The following is a 23,739-nucleotide window of genomic DNA, read 5'->3' as shown; positions in this document are numbered from 1 at the left end:
GCCTCCTGGTGCGGATGGTGCGGATGGTGCGTGACGGGCGGAGCGGATCCTCCACCCCGGACCAACGTTCCGAGGGGTGCGGGAGTGCCCGCGCCCGGGGCCCGCCCCGACACGCGGGCCCGCCCCCGAAGGTACGCGGGGAACGCCTCGGAGTGTCAGTGGCGAGGCATAGACTTCGACGCTGACCCCCCGGACCGACCGCAGCCCGCCGCCGGCCCGTCACCCCTCGTTTCCCACAGGAGGCCGAACGTGTCCAAGCCGCCGTTCACGCACCTGCACGTCCACACCCAGTACTCGCTGCTGGACGGTGCCGCGCGGCTGAAGGACATGTTCGACGCCTGCAACGAGATGGGCATGTCGCACATCGCCATGTCCGACCACGGCAACCTGCACGGGGCGTACGACTTCTTCCACTCCGCGAAGAAGGCCGGAGTCACCCCGATCATCGGCATCGAGGCGTACGTCGCCCCCGAGTCGCGCCGCAACAAGCGCAAGATCCAGTGGGGCCAGCCGCACCAGAAGCGGGACGACGTCTCCGGTTCCGGCGGCTACACCCACAAGACGATGTGGGCCACGAACCGGACGGGCCTGCACAACCTCTTCAAACTCTCCTCCGACGCGTACGCCGAGGGCTGGCTCCAGAAGTGGCCCCGGATGGACAAGGAGACCATCTCCCAGTGGTCCGAGGGCATCGTCGCCTCCACCGGCTGCCCCTCGGGCGAGGTGCAGACCCGGCTGCGCCTCGGCCACTTCGACGAGGCCCTCAAGGCGGCCGCCGACTACCAGGACATCTTCGGCAAGGACCGCTACTTCCTGGAGCTGATGGACCACGGCATCGAGATCGAGCACCGGGTCCGCGACGGCCTGCTGGAGATCGGCCGCAAGCTAGGCATCCCGCCCCTTGTCACCAACGACTCGCACTACACGTACGCGCACGAGGCGACCGCCCACGACGCGCTCCTGTGCATCCAGACCGGCAAGAACCTCTCCGACCCGGACCGCTTCCGGTTCGACGGCACCGGCTACTACCTGAAGTCGACGGACGAGATGTACGCCATCGACTCCTCCGACGCCTGGCAGGAGGGCTGCGCCAACACGCGCCTGATCGCCGAGATGATCGACACCACCGGCATGTTCGAGAAGCGCGACCTCATGCCGAAGTTCGACATCCCCGACGGCTACACCGAGGTCACCTGGTTCCAGGAGGAGGTCCGCCGCGGCATGGAGCGCCGCTTCTCGGGCCAGGTCCCCGAGGACCGCCAGAAGCAGGCCGAGTACGAGATGGACGTCATCATCCAGATGGGGTTCCCGGGCTACTTCCTCGTGGTCGCCGACTTCATCATGTGGGCCAAGAACCAGGGCATCGCGGTGGGCCCGGGCCGAGGCTCGGCGGCCGGTTCGATCGTGGCCTACGCGATGGGCATCACCGACCTCGACCCGATCCCGCACGGCCTGATCTTCGAGCGGTTCCTCAACCCCGAGCGCGTCTCCATGCCCGACGTCGACATCGACTTCGACGAGCGTCGGCGCGTCGAGGTGATCAGGTACGTGACGGAGAAGTACGGCGCCGACAAGGTCGCCATGATCGGCACGTACGGCAAGATCAAGGCGAAGAACGCCATCAAGGACTCCGCGCGCGTGCTGGGCTACCCGTACGCGATGGGCGACCGCCTCACCAAGGCGATGCCCGCCGACGTCCTCGGCAAGGGCATCGACCTCAACGGCATCACGGACCCGACGCACCCGCGGTACAGCGAGGCCGGCGAGATCCGCGCGATGTACGAGAACGAGCCGGACGTCAAGAAGGTCATCGACACCGCCAAGGGCGTCGAGGGCCTGGTCCGGCAGATGGGCGTGCACGCGGCCGGTGTGATCATGTCCAGCGAGCCGATCGTCGACCACGCCCCGATCTGGGTACGGCACACGGACGGCGTGACCATCACGCAGTGGGACTACCCGCAGTGCGAGTCGCTCGGCCTGCTGAAGATGGACTTCCTCGGCCTGCGCAACCTCACGATCATGGACGACGCCGTCAAGATGGTGAAGTCCAACAAGGGGATCGACCTCGACCTGCTGTCGCTGCCCCTGGACGACCCCAAAACCTTCGAGCTGCTCCAGCGCGGTGACACGCTCGGCGTCTTCCAGTTCGACGGCGGCCCGATGCGCTCGCTGCTGCGGCTGATGAAGCCCGACAACTTCGAGGACATCTCCGCCGTCTCCGCGCTCTACCGTCCCGGCCCCATGGGCATGGACTCGCACACCAACTACGCGCTGCGCAAGAACGGCCTCCAGGAGATCACGCCGATCCACAAGGAGCTGGAGGAGCCCCTCCAGGAGGTTCTGGCGGTCACCTACGGCCTCATCGTCTACCAGGAGCAGGTCCAGAAGGCCGCCCAGATCATCGCGGGCTACTCGCTCGGCGAGGCCGACATCCTGCGCCGTGTGATGGGCAAGAAGAAGCCCGACGAGCTGGCGAAGAACTTCGTCCTCTTCCAGGCCGGCGCCCGGAAGAACGGCTACAGCGACGAGGCGATCCAGGCCCTGTGGGACGTGCTGGTCCCGTTCGCCGGCTACGCCTTCAACAAGGCGCACTCGGCCGCGTACGGGCTGGTCTCGTACTGGACCGGGTACCTGAAGGCCAACTACCCGGCCGAGTACATGGCCGCCCTGCTCACCTCGGTCAAGGACGACAAGGACAAGTCGGCCGTCTACCTCAACGAGTGCCGGCGCATGGGCATCAAGGTCCTGCCGCCCAACGTCAACGAGTCCATGTCGAACTTCGCCGCGCAGGGCGACGACGTGATCCTCTTCGGCCTCTCCGCCGTCCGCAACGTCGGCACCAACGTCGTCGAGTCGATCATCAGGTGCCGCAAGGCCAAGGGTAAGTACAGCTCCTTCCCCGACTACCTGGACAAGGTCGAGGCCGTCGTCTGCAACAAGCGGACGACGGAGTCCCTGATCAAGGCCGGCGCCTTCGACGAGATGGGGCACACCCGCAAGGGCCTCACCGCGCAGTACGAGCCGATGATCGACAACGTGGTCGCGGTCAAGCGCAAGGAGGCCGAGGGGCAGTTCGACCTCTTCGGCGGCATGGGCGAGGAGCAGACCGACGAACCCGGCTTCGGACTCGACGTCGTCTTCGGCGAGGACGAGTGGGACAAGACCTACCTGCTCGCCCAGGAGCGGGAGATGCTCGGCCTCTACGTCTCCGACCACCCGCTCTTCGGCCTGGAGCACGTGCTCTCCGACAAGGCCGACGCCGGTATCTCCCAGCTCACCGGCGGTGACTTCGGTGACGGCGCGGTCGTCACCATCGGCGGCATCATCTCGGGCCTCCAGCGCAAGATGACCAAGCAGGGCAACGCCTGGGCCATCGCGACCGTCGAGGACCTGGCGGGCTCCATCGAGTGCATGTTCTTCCCCGCGACGTACCAGCTCGTCTCCACCCAACTCGTGGAGGACGCCGTGGTGTTCGTCAAGGGGCGGTTGGACAAGCGGGAGGACGTGCCGCGGCTGGTCGCGATGGAGCTGATGATCCCCGACCTGTCCAACGCGGGCACCAACGCGCCCGTGGTCCTCACCATCCCGGCCACCCGCGTCACCCCGCCGATGGTCAGCCGCCTCGGCGAGATCCTCACCCACCACCGGGGTGACAGCGAGGTCCGGATCAAGCTCCAGGGGCCGACGAAGACGACGGTGCTGCGCCTGGACCGGCACCGGGTGAAGCCCGACCCGGCGCTCTTCGGCGACTTGAAGGTGCTGCTCGGGCCGTCCTGCCTGGCGGGCTGAGCGGGCCCGCGGGCCGAGAGCGCGCGACGAGCGAGGGGCGCACCCGAGACCGGGTGCGCCCCTCGTCTCCGCGGGGGCCGCAACGGCCCGTCCCGCGGATGTCAGTTGTGGCCGAAGCGCTTCTGCCGCTTGCGGGCGCCCGCGTCGCCGGGCGTCATCAGCTGCGGGGTGTGCTGCTCCTCGCGGTCCAGCACCGCCGCCTCGGCGCGCTGCGGGGCACGGTCGGCCTGGGGCTGCTTACGATCACGGTTGTTCTTGTTCTTGGCCATGGTGATCTACCTCCTGAGGGGGATCTAGGGGCCAGGGCCGACTTCAGATTCACACACGCCAACAAAGAACGCATATCGGGCAATTACCGTGTGTGACGCGGTTCGTCGGCGCGCGGGGTGCCGAAACGCCACGCCGAAGATCGAGTTCCGGCCGTTAACCTCCGTGTGGTCGGGCAGACTCGAAGGAAGCCCGTAGCAAACCTCCCGGAAAGAGGGTGGACCGCGTGGACCGCTGCATCGTCCTGGTGGACGCCGGGTACCTGCTGGGCGCCGCCGCGAGCCTCCTCGCCGGGGAGCCCTCACGCTCGCGCATCACCGTCGACCACGCCGCCCTCATCCAGGGGTTGCGCGACCGCGCGGAATCCGACACGCAGCAGCCCTTGCTGCGCATCTACTGGTTCGACGGCGCCCCCGATCGCGTCCCGCAGCCCGAGCACCGCCGGCTGCGCGTGATGCCCCGGGTCACCGTCCGCCTGGGCGCTCTCACACGCAGTGACGGCCGCTGGGCGCAGAAGGGCGTCGACGCCGCGATGCATGCCGAGCTGACCGAGCTGGCCCGCAACCGGGCCTGCTCCGACGTCGTCCTGGTGACCGGCGACGGCGACCTGCTGCCGGGCATGATGGCCGCCAAGGAGCACGGCGTCGCCGTGCACCTGTGGGCCGTGCAGGCCGCCGACGGCGACTACAACCAGTCCGAGGACCTGGTCGCCGAGGCCGACGAGCGGCGCGTCCTGGACCGGGTGTGGATCACCAAGGCCGTCCGCGCCAAGGAACTGGGCGGGATCTGCGCCCCGCCGCCCGTGCCCCGCCCCGAGATCGCCGCGATCCTCTCCGCGCCGCTGCCCGAGTCCGCCCTCACCGCCGCCGCCGAGCGGCGTGCCGAGGAGCCCGAGCACCCCACGACCGCCCCCACCGCCCGCAACGGCAGCGAGGAGCGGGTGCCGCCCGCCAAGGGCGTCCCGACCCCGAAGGACCTGGCCGCCCTGCGCGCCCCGGGCGCCCACCCGGCCCCGCCCCCTCCCACCGCCACCCTGCGCTGGTCCTCCGACAAGGGCTGGGTCGACCGGCCCGCCGCCGAGCCCGCCGACGCCGCGTCGATGCCGACGCTGGCTCAGCTCACCACGGCCGAGCAGCGCTGGGCCGACCGCGAGGAGGACATCACCACGGTCGGCGGCGACCCCTACGAGGTCGGACAGGTCTTCGCCCGTCGCTGGCTGGAGCGCCTAGGCGACCACGGCCACCTGCAGAAACTCTCCGGGATGTACCCCCGCATCCCGCACCGCGTCGACGGGGAGCTGCTGCGCTACGCTGCCCGCTTCGGCCTGCTGGCCCACAAGGACGACCAGATCGACGAGCATGACCGGTACGCCATCCGGGCCGGGTTCTGGCGCGAGATCGACGTCCGTACGGCCACCGAACGCACCCCGGTGGCGGAGTGAGACCCCCGGCTCTCCCCGGCTGAATCGACACTTATGGGCGGACCCGAGGACGGGGCGCGGGGGCGGACCCCGTAGTCTCGTCCCTTGTGAGTACGCGCGCGGCACAGGCACTTCGACCCGGTGGCGCTGCCGTGTGCGCCGTGCGCGGACTGACCAAGACCTACCCGGCGGTACGCGGCAGGCGCGGCGTACCCGCCACTCCCGAGGTACGGGCCACCGACGACGTGACCCTCGGCATCCGCCGCGGTGAGATCTTCGGACTGCTCGGGCCGAACGGCGCGGGCAAGTCCACCCTCGTACGCCAGCTCACCGGGCTGATGCGGCCCGACCGCGGCAGCGTGGAGATCCTCGGCCACGACATCGTGCGCCACCCGGAGCGGGCCGCGCGCATCCTCGCCTACCTGGGGCAGGAGTCCAGCGCCCTGGACGAGCTGACCGTGTCGCTGGCCGCCGAGACCACCGGACGCCTGCGCGGCCTGGAGGCGCGCCACGCGCGAGCCGAGCGGGACGCCGTCCTCGACGAACTGGGCCTGACCCCGATCGCCGCACGGCCGATCAAGAAGCTGTCCGGCGGCCAGCGCCGCCTGGCCTGCTTCGCCGCCGCGCTGGTGGGTCAGCGCCCGCTGCTCGTCCTGGACGAGCCGACCACCGGCATGGACCCGGTGGCCCGGCGCGCGGTGTGGGCGGCCGTCGACCGGCGGCGCGCCGAGCACGGCACGACCGTCCTGCTGGTCACCCACAACGTGATCGAGGCCGAGACCGTCCTGGACCGGGTCGCCGTCCTCGACCGGGGACGCGTGATCGCCTGCGACACGCCCTCCGGGCTCAAGGAGAAGGTGGCCGGCGAGGTCCGCGTCGACCTGGTGTGGCGCGAGACGGCCCCGCTGCACGTGCCCGAGGTCGCCGCCCTGCGCGACCGGGTCACCGAGTCGGGCCGCCGCTGGACGCTGCGGCTGGCACCCGAGGAGGCCCGCGCGGTCGTCGCCACCGTCACCGGCGGTGCCGCCTTCGCCGCCCTGGACGACTTCACCCTCGCCACGCCCAGCCTGGAGGACGTCTACCTGGCCCTGGGCGGCGCCGCGCGACAGGGGCTGGTGAGGGCTTGAGCACGCGTGCGGTGAGCACACCGGCCGCCACATCCGTACCCGACAGGGCGACCGCTCCGAACGAACCCCGGCGAAGCCTCCAAGGACCCGACGAAGGGGAGCAGCTCGACGTGACTGTCGTACCCGCCGATGTCCTGCCGGGCGGTGCCCTGGCCGCCGAGGAGCAGGGCGCCGAAGGCGCGGCCGAGCTCGGTCCCAAGGCACGGCTGTGGCCCTCGCTGGCGGCCGTGTACCGGGCGCAGCTGTCCCGGGCGCGGGTCGCGCGCATCCCGCTGCTGTTCGTGGCCACCTTCCAGTCGATCGGCATCATGATCCTCATGCGCGGGGTCGTGGACGGCGGCGGCGAGGCGCAGGCCGTGGTCGCCGGGTCCGCGGTGCTGGTGGTGGCCTTCGTCGCGCTGAACCTCCTCGCCCAGTACTTCGGCCAGCTCCGGGCCAGCGGCGGACTCGACCACTACGCGACGCTGCCGGTGCCGCCGGCCGCCGTGGTGCTGGGTGCGGCGGGCGCGTACGCGTCCTTCACGGTGCCGGGGACCGTGGTGACGGCGGTGTTCGGATGCCTGCTGTTCGGGCTGCCGATGACCCACCTGTGGGTGCTGGTGGCCGTGATCCCACTGGCGGGCGCCGCGCTCGCCGGACTGGGCGCGGCGCTGGGCCTGCTCGCCCCCCGGCCCGAGTTCGCCACGCTGCTCGGCCAGCTGGGCATGTCGGCGGCGCTGCTGCTGGGCGTGCTGCCCGCCGAGCGGATGCCCGAGGCGGTCCGCCTGGCCCGGGACCTGCTGCCCTCCACGTACGGCGTGGAGGCCTTCGCGCGCACCTTCGGGGACCGGCCCGACTGGGCCTTCGTCCTCGGTGACCTCGCGGTCTGCGCCGTGGTCGGCGTGATCTCGCTGGCCGTCGCCACCTGGGCGTACCGCCGGGCCGCCGTCCGGTGACGCGCCGCACAGGCGGGTTTGGCACGATGGCGGGGTGACCGCACCTCTGACTCCGCCACCACCACCGAACGAACGCTCGTCGTACCAGGGCGGGCCGGTGCCGCCGCCCGTCGGAGCGCACGCCGTGGGCACCGCGTCCGGCGTTCCGGACGACCGGCACGGCGAACAGGACGGCCCCGGGATGTTGACCGAAGTGCGGCAGGCCGCCGCGGCCGTGGTGGCGATGGTGCTCTCCGGCGCGCTGCTGGGGGTGCTGTGGTGGAAGCTCGCGCCGACCGTGCCGCTCGTCGGTGACGTGGTCGGTGACGGCTGGGTGGTCTACCTCAAGGAGTCCGAGAGCGAGCAGGCGGTCGGCGTGGACGGCACGTTCACCCTGCTCGCACTGGTGTTCGGCGCGCTCAGTGCGGTGGTCGTCTTCCTGCTGCGCCGGCGCGGCGGCGTGCCCCTGGTCGTGGCGCTCGGCGTGGGCGGGCTGCTCGGATCGCTGCTGGCGTGGCGGGTCGGGGTGTGGCTGGGGCCCACGCAGGACGTGATCGCCCACGCCAGGGAGGTGGGCAAGGGCGTGACCTTCTCCGCGCCGCTGAAGCTGGGCGCCAAGGGGGCGCTGCTGGCGTGGTCGGTGGCGGCCCTGGTGGTCCACCTCGGGTTGACGGGCCTGTTCGGGCCCCGTGATCCGGAGCCCGATCCGTGGCCGGCGCCTCAGCAGTACCCGCCGGGGCCGTACGGGGAGAAGTCCGCGTAGGCCTGCGGCGCCCGCTGCCCGGGTCGCCCCGGCCATGCCCTCAGTGGCTGGGCCCGGTTCGGGACGGGCGTCCACCGGATCGGGTGGTGCCCGGTCGGGACGGTACGTCCGTAGGTGGCCGCGCGCGGTCCGTCCGTCGGAGGTTGTGCCCGGTCGGGGACGGCCCGTCTGTCGGGAAGCTACGCCCGGCCGACCGGGGCGATCACCGCGTCCGTCAGCCTGGCCAGGTCGGCGGGGGAGAGCTCGACCTCCAGGCCGCGGCGGCCCGCCGACACGCAGACCGTCTCGTGCCCCGAGGCCGACGCGTCGAGCACCGTCGGCAGCCGCTTGCGCTGGCCCAGCGGGGAGATGCCGCCCCGCACGTAGCCCGTGGTGCGTTCGGCCAGCGCCGGGTCGGCCATCGCCGCGCGCTTGCCGCCCACCGCGGCCGCCAGCGCTTTCAGGTCGAGCTGGCCCGCCACCGGCACCACCGCGACCGTCAGCGCGCCGTCGACGTCCGCCACCAGCGTCTTGAAGACCCGCTCCGGCGCGACGCCCATCGCCTCGGCGGCCTCCTCGCCGTAGGACGGGTGCGAGGGGTCGTGCTCGTAGGCGTGGACCGTGTACGTCACTCCCGCCGCCGCGAGCGCCACCGTCGCGGGCGTACCGCCACCGGCCTGCTGCTGCTTCTTCGACTTCTTCGCCATCCGGGCCGGTTCCTCAGTTGAGACTCGTCGGGCCGCGCGTCAGGTCCGACGCCGGCAGGGACGGCAGCGTACGGATGACGGCCGTCTCCGCGCGAAGGAGTTTCAGCTCGTCCCTCAGGCGGGAGGCGGTGTCCGGGGCCTGGAGCAGGCGCTGCTTCGTCGGCGTGTCGTGCATCATCGCGGCGGCGACCAGGTAGGAGACGACCCCCGGTTCGTCCGGCAGGTCGGCGCCGGTGGCCAGGGACCGCTCGCGGGCACCCGCCAGCCGCTTCTGGTACTGCCGGAAGGAGCGCAGCACCCCTTCAGCCAGCGCCCCCGCCTCGTCACCGGGCTCCTCGGGCACCGGCTCCAGCTCGGCCGTCAGGAAGGGGCCCGAAGCGTCCACCGAGAGCAACCGCACCCGGGTGGTGCCGGTGGCCAGCACCTCGAAGGTGCCGTCGGCCTTCTCGCGGATCGTCGCCGCGTCCGCGACGCAGCCCACCTTGTGGAACGCCTTGAGCGGGTCGGGCCCGAACCCGGCCGCCGGCCCGCGCTCGAGCGCGCTCGTGGGGTCGGGCAGGCCCGGGGCGCTCTGGGCCACCTCGTAACCGTCGCGGATGGCGACGACGGCGAACCGGCGCGATTCCTCCTCGGGGGTCTTCAGCAACTCCCGCATCATGGCGCGATAGCGCTCCTCGAAGATGTTGAGCGGGAGCACCAGTCCCGGGAACAGGACCGAGTTCAGGGGGAAGAGCGGAAGCCGGACGGTGGTCACGACGCAGAAGCCTAATGGTCGCCGGGGCGGACGTGACGGCCGTGCCCACTTCGTGGATGACCTGCACCTGTCGTACCCGGTCCGCGGGCCACGTGCGCGCGGACGTCGGCGCGCACGTGGAGGAAGCGGCCGAGCGGGTCGTCCGAGTCCCGGTCCCACGGGAAGGACGTGACGTACGGGCCGGTCAGACGCAGTTGCTCGGCCGCGTCCTGGTGGCGTTCGAGGCGCACCAGGACGTACGCCAGCAGGTTCCGCAGCTCCGCCGGCCAGGGGTCGGCCTCGGGATGAGAGGCCGAGAGGGAGATCGCGCGGTCGGCCGCCGCGTCCAGGCGGGACCGGGGCACGCCGGTCGCGCCGTCACCGTCCGCCGTCAGGCAGTCGAAGGCCGCCCGCAGCGGCAGTGCCCGTACGAGCGCGTCCTCGGGAGCGTCCTGAGCGGCCCGCTCGGCGAAGTCCAGGCACTCGCGGTGGGCGCCGGGCGAGGCGGCGGCGAGGTACTCCAGGGCGGCGACGTGGCACCCGTAGTGGTGCGGGGAGCGGCGGACGGCCTGGGCCCACAGCCGCTCGAACTCGGCGTGAGGGGCGCCGGCGCCGCGGGCCGCGTCCAGCGCGGTCCGCCACGGCACCGGGTCGGCTCCCGCGGCCTCGGCGGCGGCCGTGACGACGGGCGTGACCTGGCGCAGCAGTTCGGCGCGGTCGGGCGAGTCCGCGTACCGGTCCACCGTCAGCCGGGCACCGACCAGCCGGGCGTCGGGGTCGCCCGGGTCGGCGGCGCGCCAGTGCTCCAGCCACTCGGCGCGTGAGCGGGCGAAGGCGGCGAGCCGGGTCGCGTAGCGGTCGCGGTGCTCCCACTCGGCGTGCTCGCGCGTGCCGGCCAGGAGAGCGGCCGCGGGAGCGTGCTCACCGCGGGCCGCCGCGACCAGGGCGGGGGCCAGGCGGTCGTCGGGCGCGTCGAGGAACACGTCGTCGTCGGGGACGAGCCGTGACGCCCGGGAGCGGGCCCGGGTCGCCGTCCTGAGGAACGCGCGCAGCATGGCCTGTACGACGGCCGACGGTTCGTGATGGTTGTGCGGCTCGGCCCCGTCTTCGGCCGGTCCCGAGCCCACGTGCGCCCTCCCCGGTGCGTACCGCCGCGGCCGCGGTGGGCCTGCGGGGCGCGCCGCCCGTCCCGGGGGTGGGGCGCGGCGCCGCCTGGTGCCCTCCTGGCCCGTGCAGCTCCCCGAGGCCCAGGAGCCCCGGGAACACCCGGGATCAGCTGCGGCGGAGGAGGCGGGTCGCGCCCGCCGCCACCGTCGTCGCCAGGATCCAGCCGAGGAGGATCAGGGCCGTCGCCAGCCACTGCCAGCCGTCGTGGAGCTGCCAGAAACCGGCCTGGCCCAGCTCGATGACGGGCAGGAGCAGGTCCAGGGCGAAGAGGGCCGGGTTCCAGTCCGGATGCTCCCCGCTCTTCAGCGGAGGCGGGTCCGCGCGCGCGAAGGCGAGCGAGCCCGCCGCCCACAGCACCGCCATCCACACCGCGGCCCGGCCGGGCCGGTAGCCGTAGGCGACCGTCCAGTCCTGGGCGTAGCCCACGAGCTTGGCGGCGATGGGCAGGCTCTCGCGGCGTCGCCGGTGCTTGGCGAGCAGCACCTCGCGGGCGTCCTCGTCCTCGCCGCACGCCCGCAGGACCGCGGCGAGGCGCTCGTAGGGCTCCGGGTTGTACTCGGCGGTCGCCGCGCCCACCCACCGCAGCCGCTTCTCCAGCGGGAACGGCCCCCGCGGCACCAGGTTCTCGTAGGCGAAGCCGCCCATGTGCAGCCGGCCCGGCCCCGGCCAGCTGGCCGCGCGGTCCATCAGGTTGACGACCCGCGCCCCCGACAGCACCACCCGGCCACGCGCCGGCCGCTCGCCGAGGAACCGCAGCTCGGGCGTCTGCACCCGGCGCAGCGACAGCTCCTGGTCGTCGGTGAAGGTGAACCGGGCGTGCTCCAGGTCGACGGCGTCGCCGAACCGCCCGTCGTCCAGCCGCACCCCGCCCTCGCACTCGAAGCGCTGGATCCGCGTCCCCTGCGCCGGGGTCGTACCCCGCAGCAGCGGGCTGCCCAGGCCCGCCGGGGTCATGTACAGGGTGCGCTCCACCGTCAGCTGCGGGGCGTTCAGCGCGTGCCGCGTGTACGGGTTCAGGAGCCGGGCACCGCGCAGGCTCAGCGAGACGCCGACCTGGGCGCTGCGCAGACTCACCTCGCCGTACGACTCCAGCATCTCGGCCTGGAGGTCCTGGCCGACGCTCAGGCCGTCCGCGGCGATGGACCGTCCGCTGCGGTCCCGGTGCACGATCGCCTGGTTGAGCAGCAGGTCGGTGCCTATCTGCGCGTCCGTGAGGCGGATCCCGCCCGGGAACCGCGACCTCGGCAAGTGAAGGTCGCCCTCGGTCTGCAGCCGGGCCGCCTCCAGCCGGGGCACGTGGCAGTCCACCAGCCGCACGGTCGTGAAACGCGTCTCCGGCAGCAGCAGCTCCCGGTCGAAGCGGCAGCCGCGCAGCTCGACGTAGGGCACCACCGTGCCGCCCGCCAGGTCCATCGTGTCGCTGATCCGCACGCCCACCAGCTGTAGCGAGGAGACCCGGCCGGCGAGCGCCGGCGGGCCGTCGAGAAGCAGCCAGCACATGATGCGGGCGCGTACCGTCCGCTCGGGCCCCCACGGGTGCCCTCCGTGCGGATCGTCGACGAACGAGTCGCCGCTGCGCAGGTCGTACACACTGCCGTTGCGGAACGCCTGCCACATGCCGGCCTCGGCGGCGGTGAGGTCGTCCGGCAGCTCTCCGTCACGGTGGCCCGTCCCCTCGGTCACGGCACTCACTCCCTCCCCACCTACTCGCCGGTCGCTCACTCTTCGTACAACTGTTCATGCCCATTGTGTGACCCTCTGAACACTCAAAGTGAGCACTGCTTGACGCGAGTTCCGCCCCGGACGGGAGAGGCCGTTGCTTTCTGTATCAGCCATTGATACGCGCGAACGGTCCCCGACGCGGGTCTGAGAGAATTGGTTCCGTGATCTCCCGAATCGATCTGCGCGGCGATGCCCTCCCCGAGGGTCCCGCCCTGCGCGACCTGCTGCCCCGAGCCGACTTCGACGTCTCGGCCGCCCTGGAGAAGGTGCGGCCGATCTGCGAGGCCGTGCATCATCGTGGCGACGCGGCGCTGATCGACTTCGCCGAGCAGTTCGACGGGGTCCGGTTGGAGCGGGTACGGGTCCCGGCCGCCGCGCTCACGCGCGCGCTGGAGGAGCTCGACCCGGCCGTGCGCGCGGCCCTGGAGGAGTCCGTCCGCCGCGCCCGGCTCGTCCACCGCGCCCAGCGCCGCACCACCCACACCACGCAGGTCGTCCCCGGCGGCTCGGTCACCGAGAAGTGGGTGCCGGTCGAGCGGGTCGGTCTGTACGCCCCCGGCGGGCGCTCGGTCTACCCGTCGTCCGTGATCATGAACGTGGTGCCCGCGCAGGAGGCCGGCGTCGAGTCGATCGCCCTCGCCTCCCCGGCGCAGGCGGAGTTCGGCGGCCTGCCGCACCCCACGATCCTCGCCGCCTGCGCCCTCCTCGGCGTCGACGAGGTGTACGCGGCGGGCGGCGCCACCGCCGTCGCCATGTTCGCGTACGGCACCGAGTCCTGCCCGCCCGCCAACATGGTCACCGGCCCCGGCAACATCTGGGTCGCCGCCGCCAAGCGCTACTTCACGGGGAAGATCGGGATCGACGCCGAGGCCGGCCCGACCGAGATCGCCGTCCTCGCCGACTCCACCGCCGACCCGGCGCACGTCGCCTCCGACCTGATCAGCCAGGCCGAGCACGACCCGCTGGCGGCGGCCGTCCTGGTCACCGACTCCGAGGAACTGGCGGACGCGGTCGAGAAGGAGCTGGAGCCGCAGGTCGAGGCCACCAAGCACATCGAGGACCGGATCCGCCCGGCTCTCGCCGGCCGCCAGTCCGCCATCGTCCTGGTCGACGGCCTCGACGAGGGCCTGCGCGTGGTCGACGCCTACGGGGCCGAGCACCTGGAGATCCAGACGGCCGACGCGGCGGCGGTCGCCGACCGCGTGAAGAACGCCGGAGCGGTCTTCGTCGGCCCCTGGGCACCCGTCTCGCTCGGCGACTACGCGGCGGGCTCCAACCACGTCCTGCCCACCGGAGGCTGCGCCTGCCACTCCTCGGGGCTGTCCGTGCAGTCCTTCCTGCGCGGCATCCACATCGTCGACTACACGCGCGACGCGCTGGCCGAGGTCGCGCACCACGTGGTGACGCTGGCGGAGGCGGAGGACCTGCCCGCGCACGGCGCGGCGATCAAGGCCCGGTTCGACTGGAAGGTCCCGGAGAGCAAGTGACGTTCGGAATCGACGATCTCCCCGTACGGGACGAGCTGCGCGGCAAGACCCCCTACGGCGCGCCCCAGCTCGACGTGCCCGTCCGGCTGAACACCAACGAGAACCCCTACCCGCTGCCCGAGGCGCTGGTCGAGCGGATCGCCGAGCGCGTCCGCGAGGCCGCCCGCGACCTCAACCGCTACCCGGACCGCGACGCGGTCGAGTTGCGCACCAGGCTCGCCGAGTACCTGACCGATACCTGCGGGTACGCCGTGGACATCCACAACATCTGGGCGGCCAACGGGTCCAACGAGGTCATCCAGCAGCTGCTGCAGACCTTCGGCGGCCCCGGCCGTACCGCCATCGGCTTCGAGCCGTCGTACTCGATGCACGGTCTCATCGCCCGCGGCACCGGCACCGGCTGGATCTCCGGCCCGCGCCACGAGGACTTCACCATCGACGTCCCCGCCGCCGAGAAGGCGATCGCCGAGCACCGCCCGGACGTCGTCTTCATCACCACCCCCAACAACCCCACCGGCACCGCGGTCCCGGCCGAGACCGTCCTCGCGCTCCACGATGCGGCCCAGGCCGCGAAGCCCTCGATGGTCGTCGTGGACGAGGCCTACATCGAGTTCAGCCACGGCGCCTCGCTGCTGCCGCTGCTGGACGGACGGCCGAACCTGGTGATCTCCCGCACCATGTCCAAGGCGTTCGGCGCCGCGGGCCTGCGCCTCGGCTACCTCGCCGCGCACCCGGCCGTCGTCGACGCCGTCCAGCTCGTACGGCTGCCGTACCACCTGTCGGCCGTCACCCAGGCGACCGCGCTGGCCGCCCTGGAGCACACCGACACGCTGCTCAAGTACGTCGACCAGCTGAAGACCGAGCGGGACCGGCTGGTCGCCGAACTGCGCGCGGCCGGCTACGAGGTGACCGAGTCCGACGCCAACTTCGTCCAGTTCGGACGGTTCGCCGACTCCCACGAGGTGTGGCGGAAGATCCTCGACCGGGGCGTCCTGGTCCGGGACAACGGCGTACCGGGCTGGCTGCGGGTGACCGCGGGCACCCCCCAGGAGAACGACGCGTTCCTCGACGCGGTCCGTGAACTGAAGAAGGAGCAGAGCGCATGAGCCGCGTAGGGCGCGTGGAGCGCACCACCAAGGAGACCTCGGTCCTCGTCGAGATCGACCTCGACGGCACCGGGAAGACCGACATCGCCACCGGCGTCGGCTTCTACGACCACATGCTCGACCAGCTCGGCCGGCACGGTCTGTTCGACCTGACCGTGAAGACCGAGGGCGACCTGCACATCGACTCCCACCACACCATCGAGGACACCGCCCTCGCGCTGGGCGCCGCCTTCAAGCAGGCCCTCGGCGACAAGGTGGGCATCTACCGCTTCGGCAACTGCACGGTCCCGCTGGACGAGTCCCTCGCCCAGGTCACCGTCGACCTGTCCGGCCGCCCCTACCTCGTGCACACCGAGCCCGAGAAGATGGCGCCGATGATCGGCGAGTACGACACCACGATGACCCGGCACATCCTGGAGTCCTTCGTCGCCCAGGCCCAGATCGCCCTGCACGTGCACGTGCCGTACGGGCGCAACGCGCACCACATCGTGGAGTGCCAGTTCAAGGCGCTGGCCCGGGCCCTGCGCTACGCCTCCGAGCGCGACCCGCGCGCGGCCGGCATCCTTCCCTCCACGAAGGGCGCGCTCTAAACCATGAACGGTACGTCCACCGCACTGATCGTCGTCGGCCTCTTCTTCCTCGGCGGCATCTACTCCTTCGCCAAGCAGCAGATGCCCAAGGGCCTGATCGTGCTGCTCTCCATCGGCGCCGCGATGTGCCTGTTCGCCGGCGTCCTGAGGCTGGAGGTGTGGAATTGACCGCCGCCAAGCGGGTCGTCGTCTTCGACTACGGCTTCGGCAACGTCCGCTCCGCCGAGCGTGCCCTCGCGCGCGCGGGAGCCGACGTCGAGATCACCGGTGACTACGACAAGGCCATGAACGCCGACGGGCTGCTGGTCCCCGGCGTCGGCGCCTTCGCCGCCTGCATGGACGGCCTCAAGGCCGCCCGGGGCGACTGGGTCGTCGACCGCCGCCTGTCGGGCGGACGCCCCGTGATGGGCATCTGCGTCGGCATGCAGATCCTGTTCGCCCGGGGCATCGAGCACGGCGTCGAGGCCGAGGGCCTGGACGAGTGGCCCGGCACGGTCGGCCCCCTCAAGGCCGACGTCGTCCCCCACATGGGCTGGAACACCGTCGAGGCACCGGCCGACTCCCAGCTCTTCGCCGGTCTGGACGCCGACGCGCGCTACTACTTCGTGCACTCCTACGCCGTCCACGACTGGACGCTCGAGGAGCACAACCCGCTGATCGCCGCCCCCAAGGTCACCTGGTCCACGCACGGCAGGCCCTTCGTGGCCGCCGTCGAGAACGGCGCCCTGTGGGCCACGCAGTTCCACCCCGAGAAGTCCGGCGACGCCGGAGCCCAGCTCCTCACCAACTGGATCGAGACCCTGTAGAGATGAGCAAGCTCGAACTCCTCCCCGCCGTCGACGTCCGCGACGGCCAGGCCGTCCGCCTCGTGCACGGCGAGTCCGGCTCCGAGACCTCCTACGGCTCCCCGCTGGAGGCCGCCCTCGCCTGGCAGCGTTCCGGCGCCGAGTGGCTGCACCTGGTCGACCTGGACGCCGCGTTCGGCACCGGGGACAACCGCGAGCTGATCGCCGAGGTCGCCGGGGCCATGGACATCAAGGTCGAGCTGTCCGGCGGCATCCGCGACGACGACACCCTCGCCGCCGCGCTCGCGACCGGCTGCCGGCGCGTGAACCTCGGCACGGCCGCCCTGGAGACGCCCGAGTGGGTCGCCAAGGTCATCGCCGAGTACGGCGACAAGATCGCGGTGGGCCTGGACGTGCGCGGCACCACGCTCCGCGGCCGGGGCTGGACCCGGGACGGCGGGGACCTCTACGAGACGCTGGCCCGCCTCGACCAGGAGGGCTGCGCCCGGTACGTCGTCACCGACATCGCCAAGGACGGCACCCTCCAGGGCCCCAACCTGGAGCTCCTGAAGAACGTCTGTGCGGCGACCGAACGCCCGGTCGTGGCGTCCGGCGGCGTGTCGTCCCTGGACGACCTCCGCGCGATCGCCGGTCTCGTCCCGGCCGGTGTCGAGGGGGCCATCGTCGGGAAGGCCCTGTACGCGAAGGCGTTCACCCTGGAAGAGGCCTTGGAGGCTGTGTCGTCATGACATCGGAAGCCGTACGGCGCGTGCAGAGCGGAAGTCCCTGGGAAGAGTCCTTCGGTTTCGCACGGGCCGTGGCGGCGGGTGATCATGTCATCGTGGCGGGCACGACCGCCTTCAAGGGCGACGTGCTGTACGGCGACGGCGACCCGTACGAACAGACCAAGGTGGCCTTCACCACCGCGCTCGAGGCGATCGGCGAGTTCGGGGTGGGTATCGAGTCCGTCACCCGGACCCGTGTGCACCTGGCACACTCCCGGGACGTCGACGCGGTGGGCCGCGCCCACAAGGAGCTGTTCGACGCCGTACGCCCGGTCACGACCCTGCTGGTCGTGCAGGGCTTCATGGACTCGCGGGTCCTGGTGTCGGTGGAGCTCGAAGCATTCAGAGGACAGTGAGAGGCATCAGAGGAGCCGTGGATTCATGACCCTGGCGGTCCGAGTCATCCCCTGCCTGGACGTGGACAACGGCCGGGTCGTCAAGGGCGTGAACTTCCAGAACCTGCGCGACGCGGGCGACCCCGTCGAGATGGCCAAGGTGTACGACACCGAGGGCGCCGACGAGCTGACGTTCCTGGACATCACCGCCTCGTCGGGCAACCGCGAGACGACGTACGACGTGGTGCGCCGCACCGCCGAGCAGGTGTTCATCCCGCTGACCGTAGGCGGCGGTGTGCGCACCGCCGACGACGTCGACAAGCTGCTGCGGGCCGGGGCGGACAAGGTGGGCGTGAACACGGCCGCCATCGCCCGCCCCGACCTCATCCGCGAGATCGCCGAGCGCTTCGGCCGCCAGGTCCTCGTCCTGTCGGTCGACGCCCGCCGCACCGAGGCCGGCACCTTCGAGGTGACCACCCACGGCGGCCGCCGCGGAACCGGCATCGACGCGGTGGAGTGGGCGCACCGCGCCGCCGAGCTGGGCGCGGGGGAGATCCTGCTGAACTCGATGGACGCGGACGGCACGAAGGACGGCTACGACCTGGAGATGATCGCGGCGGTCCGCAAGCACGTGACCGTCCCGGTGATCGCCTCCGGCGGCGCCGGCCGCCTCACCGACTTCCCCCCGGCCGTCGCGGCGGGCGCGGACGCCGTCCTCGCGGCCTCCGTGTTCCACTTCGGCGACCTGCGGATCGGCCAGGTGAAGGAGACGCTGCGTGAGGCGGGACATCCGGTCCGCTGACCCGTGCCGCCGCGCGTCCCGTCGGCACGGCGCCGTCTGAGGGGGCCGTGCACGTGACGGACACCGTCATACCCGACGGCCCCGCCGTGCCCGAAGGCTGCGCCGTACCCGCTCACCGCGACGGCAACGTCCTGCGCTGGGTCGCCGCGTACACCGCGTCCATGGTGGGGGACACCGTCTTCTTCCTGGCGCTGTCCTGGGCCGCCGTGCAGAACGGCAGTCCTGCCCAGGCGGGGATCGTCACGGCGGTGAGCGCGGTGCCGCGGGCGCTGCTCATGCTCGGTGGCGGGGTGGTCGCCGACCGCTTCGGGCCGCGGAAGGTCGTCATCGGCAGCGACGCCGTACGGTGCGTCACCGTGCTGGCGGTCGCCGCGGTGCTCTTCGCGACCGATCCCGGACTGTGGCTGCTGGCCCTGCTCGCCGTCGTCTTCGGCACCGTCGACGCCGTCTTCATGCCCGCCGTCGGGGCGCTGCCCGCCCGCGTCACCGCCCCGGACCAGCTAGCCCGGGTCCAGGGCATGCGCGGGCTGGCCGTGCGGTTCGCCGCCGTGGTGGGCGCCCCGCTCGGCGGGCTCGGCGTGGCCGTCGGCGGTTCGGCCGCCGCCTTCGCCCTGGCCGGGCTGCTCATCGCCGTGTCGGTCCCGCTGCTGGTGTCCGTGCGGATGCGTGAGCTGCCGGGCGACCGGGCCGAGGCCGCCGGGGACGGCACCGCGTGGCGGGACCTGCGGGCCGGACTCGGGTACATCCGCCGGCACCGGGTCCTGGCGCCCCTGATGGTGGCCATCGCCCTCGGCGACCTCGGCTTCGTCGGCCCGCTCAACGTGGGCCTGACCCTGCTCGCCGACGAGCGCGGCTGGGGCGCCTCCGGCATGGGCTGGACGCTCGCGGGGTTCGGGACGGGCGCCGGGCTCGCCGCCCTGCTGCTCACCGTCCGGGGGCGCGTGCCGCACGCTGGTCTCGTGGTCGCCGGCGCCCTCATCCCCGGTGCCGCCGCGATCGGCGCCCTGGCCCACGTGCCCGCCCTCGCCGGGGCCGTCGGCATCGCCGTGCTCGTCGGGCTGCTCACGGGCCTCAGCGGCGCGGTCTGCGGGGCCCTGCTCCAGACCCGGTCGGAGCCCGCCTACCTGGGCCGGGTCACCGCGGTCGCCGGGATCGTCAGCCTGGGGATCGCGCCGCTGAGCATGCCGGTGTCCGCCGCCGCCATCGGCGTCTGGGGCACGGGCCCGGTCTTCGCGGCCAGCGCGGTGGTGTGCGGTCTAGGAGGGCTCGTCGCCCTGTGCGCACGGGACCTGCGGCGGGCGGAACTGCCGTCGTAGCGCGGGCGGCGGGGCGCCCCGCCCCGGGGGAGGGCGCCCCCCCCCCCGCACTAGATCCCGAGCTGCTTCGTCTCGTGCAGCTTGGCGATCGCGTCCGGCTCGCCCTCCAGCTCCACCTGCGCGGCGCTCTGCCGGCCGTACGCGAACAGCAGCAGCTCGGACGGCTCGCCCGTGGCCGTCACCACCGGCGTGCCGCGGTGCGCGACCGTCGTCTGGCCGTTCGGGCGGCGCAGCACCAGGCCGGTCGGGATGCCGCGCCCCATCAGACGGGCGGTGCGCTCCAGCCGGGACCACAGGGCGTCCTGGAAGACCGGGTCCAGCTCCCGCGGCGCCCAGTCGGGCTGCGCACGGCGGACGTCCTCGGTGTGGACGTAGAACTCCACCGTGTTCGCGGCCTCGTCGACCTGTTTGAGCTGGAAGGGCGAGAACCGGGGAGGGCCGGTGCGGATCAGCTGCAGCAGCTCCTCGTACGGCTTCGCGCCGTACTCCTCCATCACCCGGTCCAGCCGGGACGCGAGCTGCTTGATCAGGGTGCCCCCGGCGGCGTCCGGCCGGCGCTCGCGCACCACCAGGTGCGCGGCGAGGTCACGGGTCCGCCAGCCGTCGCAGAGGGTCGGGGCCTCGGGCCCCGCCGTCTCCAACAGGTCGGCGAGCAGAAGTCGTTCACGCTTGGCGAAAGTCGACATGCGGTCAGCCTACGGCCGTCGGGCGGGTCCGCCCAGTGGACAGCGCCGGGGCGTGTCCGTCCCGCGCGGCACAATGGGCGCATGACCAGCAGCTCCTCCCGACCGCCCAGCCCGCTCGCCCCGGAGATCGCGGCGCGCCTCAAGCGCGGCGCCGACGGTCTCGTGCCCGCCATCGCCCAGCAGTACGACACCGGTGAGGTGCTGATGCTCGGCTGGATGGACGACGAGGCCCTGTACCGCACGCTGACGACGGGACGCTGCACCTACTGGTCCCGCAGCCGGCGGGAGTACTGGGTCAAGGGCGACACCTCCGGGCACTACCAGTGGGTGAAGTCCGTCGCCCTGGACTGCGACGCCGACACCGTCCTGGTCAAGGTCGACCAGGTCGGCGCCGCCTGCCACACCGGCGCCCGGACCTGCTTCGACGCCGACGTGCTCCTCGACGGCGACAGCGACCACGCCGGCGACGGCGCCGGTGACCGCGGCGCGGGTCAGTAGGGTCTGCCGCCATGGACGACATGGACCTCGAGACCTTCCGCAAGCTGGCCGCCGACCGCCGGGTGGTCCCGGTCAGCCGCAAGCTCCTCGCCGACGGCGACACCCCGGTGGCGCTCTACCGCAAGCTGGCCGCCGAGCGCCCCGGCACCTTCCTGCTGGAGTCCGCGGAGAACGGCCGGGCGGCGTTCCAGTGGTCCCGCTACTCCTTCGTCGGCGTCCGCAGCGCCGCCACCCTCACCGAGAAGGACGGACAGGCCCACTGGCAGGGCACCCCGCCCGTCGGCGTCCCCACCGACGGCGACCCCCTGGCCGCCCTGCGCGCCACCGTCGAAGCCCTGCACACCCCCCGTGACCTCGCCCACGACCTGGGCCTGCCGCCCTTCACCGGCGGCATGGTCGGCTACCTCGGCTACGACATCGTGCGCCGCCTGGAGAAGGTCGGCCCGGGGGAGCGCGACGACCTGAAGCTCCCCGAGCTGACCATGCTGCTCACCAGCGACCTCGCCGTCATGGACCACTGGGAGGGCTCGGTCCTGCTGATCGCCAACGCGATCAACCACAACGACCTGGAGACCGGCGTCGACGAGGCCTACGCCGACGCGATCGCCCGCCTGGACGCCATGGAGGCCGACCTCACGCGCGCGGTGGCCCAGCCCCCGGCCGCGCTGCCGCCCTCCGAGCTGCCCGAGTACACCGCGCTGTGGGGCGGCCCCGACTTCCAGGAAGCCGTCGAGGACATCAAGGAGCGCATCCGCGCGGGCGAGGCCTTCCAGGTCGTCCCCTCCCAGCGCTTCGAGACGCCGTGCACCGCGAGCGCCCTGGACGTGTACCGGGTGCTGCGGGCCACCAACCCGTCCCCGTACATGTACCTGCTGCGCCTCGACGGCTTCGACGTCGTCGGGTCGTCCCCCGAGGCGCTGGTCAAGGTCGAGGACGGGCGGGCCATGGTCCACCCCATCGCCGGGACCCGCCACCGGGGCGCCACCCCGCAGGAGGACCAGGCGCTCGCCGACGAGCTGCTCGCCGACCCCAAGGAGCGCGCCGAGCACCTCATGCTGGTCGACCTCGGCCGCAACGACCTGGGGCGGGTCTGCGAGCCCGGCTCGGTGGAGGTCGTCGACTTCATGTCCGTCGAGCGGTACTCGCACGTCATGCACATCGTCTCGACGGTCACCGGCCGCGTCGCCCCGGGCCGCACCGCCTTCGACGTCCTCACCGCGTGCTTCCCGGCGGGCACCCTCTCCGGGGCGCCCAAGCCGCGCGCCCTGCAGATCATCGACGAACTCGAACCCTCCCGCCGCGGGCTGTACGGCGGCTGCGTCGGCTACCTCGACTTCGCGGGCGACTCCGACACCGCCATCGCCATCCGCACGGCGCTGCTGCGCGACGGCACGGCCTACGTCCAGGCGGGCGCCGGCGTGGTCGCCGACTCCGACCCGGTCGCCGAGGACACCGAGTGCCGCAACAAGGCGGCGGCGGTGCTGCGCGCGGTGCACACGGCCAACCGGCTGGCGCGCTGACACCGGTCGGGGGGCCCAACCGTCCGGGGCGGTGGGGCGATTATCACGTCCGCCAATCCGAGCCCCGGGTGACGGTTCGCCCGGTGTTCGGGTGATAGTGGAGTACGTGACAGCCGTTCCTCACCCCCGTACCCCAGCCGCAGGCCCCTCCCGGGCCGGCCGCCGGAGCCTCGCCGCCGCCCTGCTGTGCGGCGCGCTCGGCGCGGCCGTCGCCCTGCTCGCCACCCGGCAGGAGTGGGCGCAGGGCACCGCGACGGTGGCCGGCGGCGCGTTCCCGCTGTCCGCCAAGGGCAGCGACGTCACGGGCGTGCCCGCGGCGCTCGCCATAGTGGGCCTCGCCGCGCTCGTCGCCGTCTTCGCCGTGCGCCGGGCCGGCCGGTTCGCCGTCGCCGCGCTACTCGCGCTGAGCGGCGCGGGCACCGTGGCCGCGGCCCTGGCCGGCGCCTCCGACAGCGCAGCCCTGGACGACCAGGCGGCGAAGGCGGCCGGCGACACCTCGGCCACCGTGGACGCCCTCTCCCACACGGCCTGGCCGTACGTCGCGGCCGTGGGCGGTGCCCTGCTCCTGCTGGCCGGGCTGCTCGCCCTGCGCTACGGCCGCCTGTGGCCCGCGATGTCCGGCCGCTACGAGCGGGACGGCACGCCGCGACCGCGCCGCACGCCGCAGCCCGTCGACCCGGACCGGCCCGAGGACCTGTGGAAGGCCCTCGACCGCGGCGAGGACCCGACCGGCGCCTGACCCCGGTGTTCACTCTCCCCGGTGCCCGGGCACCCGTCGAGCGGCACCGGCACCCCGGGCGAGCGGCGTCCGCCACGCGCGCGTGAGGAGCACCCCCGCTCACGGCGCGCGCGTCCGTGCGGGACAATGGGCACGAGCGTCCTGCTCAGACTTGGCACACAGCAACGAGGAGCAAGCAATGTCGGGCAGCAGCCACGGTCACACCCCGGCCGCCTGGACGGGTGTCATCATCGCCTTCATCGGTTTCTGCGTCGCGGGCGTGTTCATGGTGGCGGCCCAGCCGGTGGGCTTCTGGGCCGGCATGGCGGTCGTGCTCCTCGGCGGTGTCGTGGGCGGCATCATGCGCATGATGGGCCTCGGCCAGCCGAAGCAGAACCACCCCGTGCACCAGGTCGCCGGCGAGCGCGAGCCGGCCGGCGCCAAGAGCTGACCGCACGACCGCAGCGGTACTCGAGGGGCGGACCGGCACGAGGGTGCCGGGGCCGCCCCTCGCGTGCGGGTA

General features: G+C 72.7%; 24 protein-coding genes. 18 read left to right on the top strand and 6 right to left on the bottom strand.

What is annotated here, in order from left to right; translation table 11 throughout:
• Positions 1–249 precede the first annotated feature (249 nt).
• On the top strand, positions 250–3,789 hold the full coding sequence (gene dnaE, locus ACZ6EG_RS01430; RefSeq protein WP_391967638.1) for a DNA polymerase III subunit alpha: 3,540 nt from the start codon (positions 250–252) through the stop codon (positions 3,787–3,789).
• Positions 3,790–3,890: 101 nt separating this feature from the next.
• Here dnaE and ACZ6EG_RS01425 read toward each other — a convergent pair whose 3' ends face one another.
• A complete protein-coding gene (locus ACZ6EG_RS01425) occupies positions 3,891–4,058 on the bottom strand; it encodes a hypothetical protein (protein WP_356608090.1) in 168 nt (55 codons plus the stop codon).
• A 224-nt stretch (positions 4,059–4,282) separates the two neighbouring features.
• Between ACZ6EG_RS01425 and ACZ6EG_RS01420 the strand changes: the two genes are divergently transcribed.
• From ACZ6EG_RS01420 to ACZ6EG_RS01405, 4 genes are all read left to right on the top strand, one after another.
• Positions 4,283–5,497 carry an NYN domain-containing protein gene (locus tag ACZ6EG_RS01420; protein ID WP_469600629.1) on the top strand — a complete coding sequence of 405 codons (1,215 nt, stop codon included), beginning with the start codon at positions 4,283–4,285 and terminating at the stop codon, positions 5,495–5,497.
• Positions 5,498–5,628: 131 nt separating this feature from the next.
• Entirely contained in the window at positions 5,629–6,603 is a 975-nt protein-coding gene (locus ACZ6EG_RS01415) for an ABC transporter ATP-binding protein (RefSeq protein WP_391968269.1), read from the top strand.
• A gap of 110 nt (positions 6,604–6,713) precedes the next feature.
• Positions 6,714–7,538, top strand: a complete 825-nt coding sequence (locus ACZ6EG_RS01410) for an ABC transporter permease (protein WP_391967636.1) — start codon at positions 6,714–6,716, stop codon at positions 7,536–7,538.
• A 34-nt stretch (positions 7,539–7,572) separates the two neighbouring features.
• Positions 7,573–8,280 (top strand): AAA family ATPase, encoded by a 708-nt coding sequence (locus tag ACZ6EG_RS01405; RefSeq protein WP_391967635.1) that lies wholly within the window; start codon positions 7,573–7,575, stop codon positions 8,278–8,280.
• Between the two features lie 179 nt (positions 8,281–8,459).
• On the opposite strand, the gene ybaK is transcribed toward ACZ6EG_RS01405, so the two are convergent.
• The 4 genes from ybaK to ACZ6EG_RS01385 form a co-directional block, all read right to left on the bottom strand.
• Positions 8,460–8,966 carry a Cys-tRNA(Pro) deacylase gene (gene ybaK / locus ACZ6EG_RS01400; protein ID WP_391967634.1) on the bottom strand — a complete coding sequence of 169 codons (507 nt, stop codon included), beginning with the start codon at positions 8,964–8,966 and terminating at the stop codon, positions 8,460–8,462.
• A gap of 13 nt (positions 8,967–8,979) precedes the next feature.
• Complete coding sequence (locus tag ACZ6EG_RS01395) at positions 8,980–9,720, bottom strand: LON peptidase substrate-binding domain-containing protein (protein ID WP_469600625.1); 741 nt, start codon at positions 9,718–9,720, stop codon at positions 8,980–8,982.
• A gap of 11 nt (positions 9,721–9,731) precedes the next feature.
• Entirely contained in the window at positions 9,732–10,754 is a 1,023-nt protein-coding gene (locus tag ACZ6EG_RS01390; RefSeq protein WP_469601646.1) for a hypothetical protein, read from the bottom strand.
• Between the two features lie 217 nt (positions 10,755–10,971).
• Positions 10,972–12,549 carry an oxidoreductase gene (locus ACZ6EG_RS01385; RefSeq protein WP_391967632.1) on the bottom strand — a complete coding sequence of 526 codons (1,578 nt, stop codon included), beginning with the start codon at positions 12,547–12,549 and terminating at the stop codon, positions 10,972–10,974.
• Between the two features lie 200 nt (positions 12,550–12,749).
• On the opposite strand from ACZ6EG_RS01385, the gene hisD reads away from it, so the two are divergent.
• The 9 genes from hisD to ACZ6EG_RS01340 are packed head-to-tail and all read left to right on the top strand — an operon-like array spanning position 12,750 to position 19,794.
• On the top strand, positions 12,750–14,075 hold the full coding sequence (gene hisD, locus ACZ6EG_RS01380) for a histidinol dehydrogenase (RefSeq protein WP_469600622.1): 1,326 nt from the start codon (positions 12,750–12,752) through the stop codon (positions 14,073–14,075).
• Positions 14,072–15,181: a histidinol-phosphate transaminase gene (locus tag ACZ6EG_RS01375; protein WP_469600619.1), complete on the top strand. Its 1,110-nt coding sequence runs from the start codon at positions 14,072–14,074 to the stop codon at positions 15,179–15,181. Before hisD ends, ACZ6EG_RS01375 begins: the two co-directional genes overlap by 4 nt.
• Entirely contained in the window at positions 15,178–15,771 is a 594-nt protein-coding gene (gene hisB, locus ACZ6EG_RS01370; protein WP_053129260.1) for an imidazoleglycerol-phosphate dehydratase HisB, read from the top strand. Before ACZ6EG_RS01375 ends, hisB begins: the two co-directional genes overlap by 4 nt.
• Before the next feature lie 3 nt (positions 15,772–15,774).
• A complete protein-coding gene (locus tag ACZ6EG_RS01365) occupies positions 15,775–15,939 on the top strand; it encodes a hypothetical protein (protein WP_031031034.1) in 165 nt (54 codons plus the stop codon).
• The gene (hisH, locus tag ACZ6EG_RS01360; RefSeq protein WP_469600615.1) at positions 15,930–16,577 is read left to right on the top strand and encodes an imidazole glycerol phosphate synthase subunit HisH; all 648 of its coding nucleotides are present in this window, start codon (positions 15,930–15,932) and stop codon (positions 16,575–16,577) included. Before ACZ6EG_RS01365 ends, hisH begins: the two co-directional genes overlap by 10 nt.
• A gap of 2 nt (positions 16,578–16,579) precedes the next feature.
• Entirely contained in the window at positions 16,580–17,305 is a 726-nt protein-coding gene (gene priA / locus ACZ6EG_RS01355; RefSeq protein ID WP_391967628.1) for a bifunctional 1-(5-phosphoribosyl)-5-((5-phosphoribosylamino)methylideneamino)imidazole-4-carboxamide isomerase/phosphoribosylanthranilate isomerase PriA, read from the top strand.
• Positions 17,302–17,697 carry a RidA family protein gene (locus tag ACZ6EG_RS01350; protein WP_391967627.1) on the top strand — a complete coding sequence of 132 codons (396 nt, stop codon included), beginning with the start codon at positions 17,302–17,304 and terminating at the stop codon, positions 17,695–17,697. Before priA ends, ACZ6EG_RS01350 begins: the two co-directional genes overlap by 4 nt.
• 25 nt (positions 17,698–17,722) lie before the next feature.
• A complete protein-coding gene (gene hisF / locus ACZ6EG_RS01345; RefSeq protein ID WP_391967626.1) occupies positions 17,723–18,478 on the top strand; it encodes an imidazole glycerol phosphate synthase subunit HisF in 756 nt (251 codons plus the stop codon).
• 53 nt (positions 18,479–18,531) lie between these two features.
• Entirely contained in the window at positions 18,532–19,794 is a 1,263-nt protein-coding gene (locus ACZ6EG_RS01340) for an MFS transporter (protein WP_391967625.1), read from the top strand.
• Between the two features lie 50 nt (positions 19,795–19,844).
• Here the strand turns inward: ACZ6EG_RS01340 and ACZ6EG_RS01335 are convergent, their stop codons facing one another.
• The gene (locus ACZ6EG_RS01335; RefSeq protein ID WP_383648875.1) at positions 19,845–20,480 is read right to left on the bottom strand and encodes a TIGR03085 family metal-binding protein; all 636 of its coding nucleotides are present in this window, start codon (positions 20,478–20,480) and stop codon (positions 19,845–19,847) included.
• Between the two features lie 81 nt (positions 20,481–20,561).
• Here ACZ6EG_RS01335 and hisI point away from each other — a divergent pair, with 81 nt between their 5' ends.
• From hisI to ACZ6EG_RS01315, 4 genes are all read left to right on the top strand, one after another.
• Complete coding sequence (hisI, locus tag ACZ6EG_RS01330; protein ID WP_469600608.1) at positions 20,562–20,978, top strand: phosphoribosyl-AMP cyclohydrolase; 417 nt, start codon at positions 20,562–20,564, stop codon at positions 20,976–20,978.
• A 20-nt stretch (positions 20,979–20,998) separates the two neighbouring features.
• Complete coding sequence (locus tag ACZ6EG_RS01325) at positions 20,999–22,498, top strand: anthranilate synthase component I (protein WP_469601643.1); 1,500 nt, start codon at positions 20,999–21,001, stop codon at positions 22,496–22,498.
• A 97-nt stretch (positions 22,499–22,595) separates the two neighbouring features.
• Positions 22,596–23,237 (top strand): TIGR02234 family membrane protein, encoded by a 642-nt coding sequence (locus ACZ6EG_RS01320; protein WP_391967622.1) that lies wholly within the window; start codon positions 22,596–22,598, stop codon positions 23,235–23,237.
• Between the two features lie 178 nt (positions 23,238–23,415).
• Positions 23,416–23,667 carry an HGxxPAAW family protein gene (locus tag ACZ6EG_RS01315; protein ID WP_391967621.1) on the top strand — a complete coding sequence of 84 codons (252 nt, stop codon included), beginning with the start codon at positions 23,416–23,418 and terminating at the stop codon, positions 23,665–23,667.
• The last annotated feature ends 72 nt before the right edge of the window (positions 23,668–23,739 follow it).

This window comes from Streptomyces sp. NPDC041968 (assembly GCF_055589025.1).
This window is presented reverse-complemented; position numbering and strand designations above follow the sequence as displayed.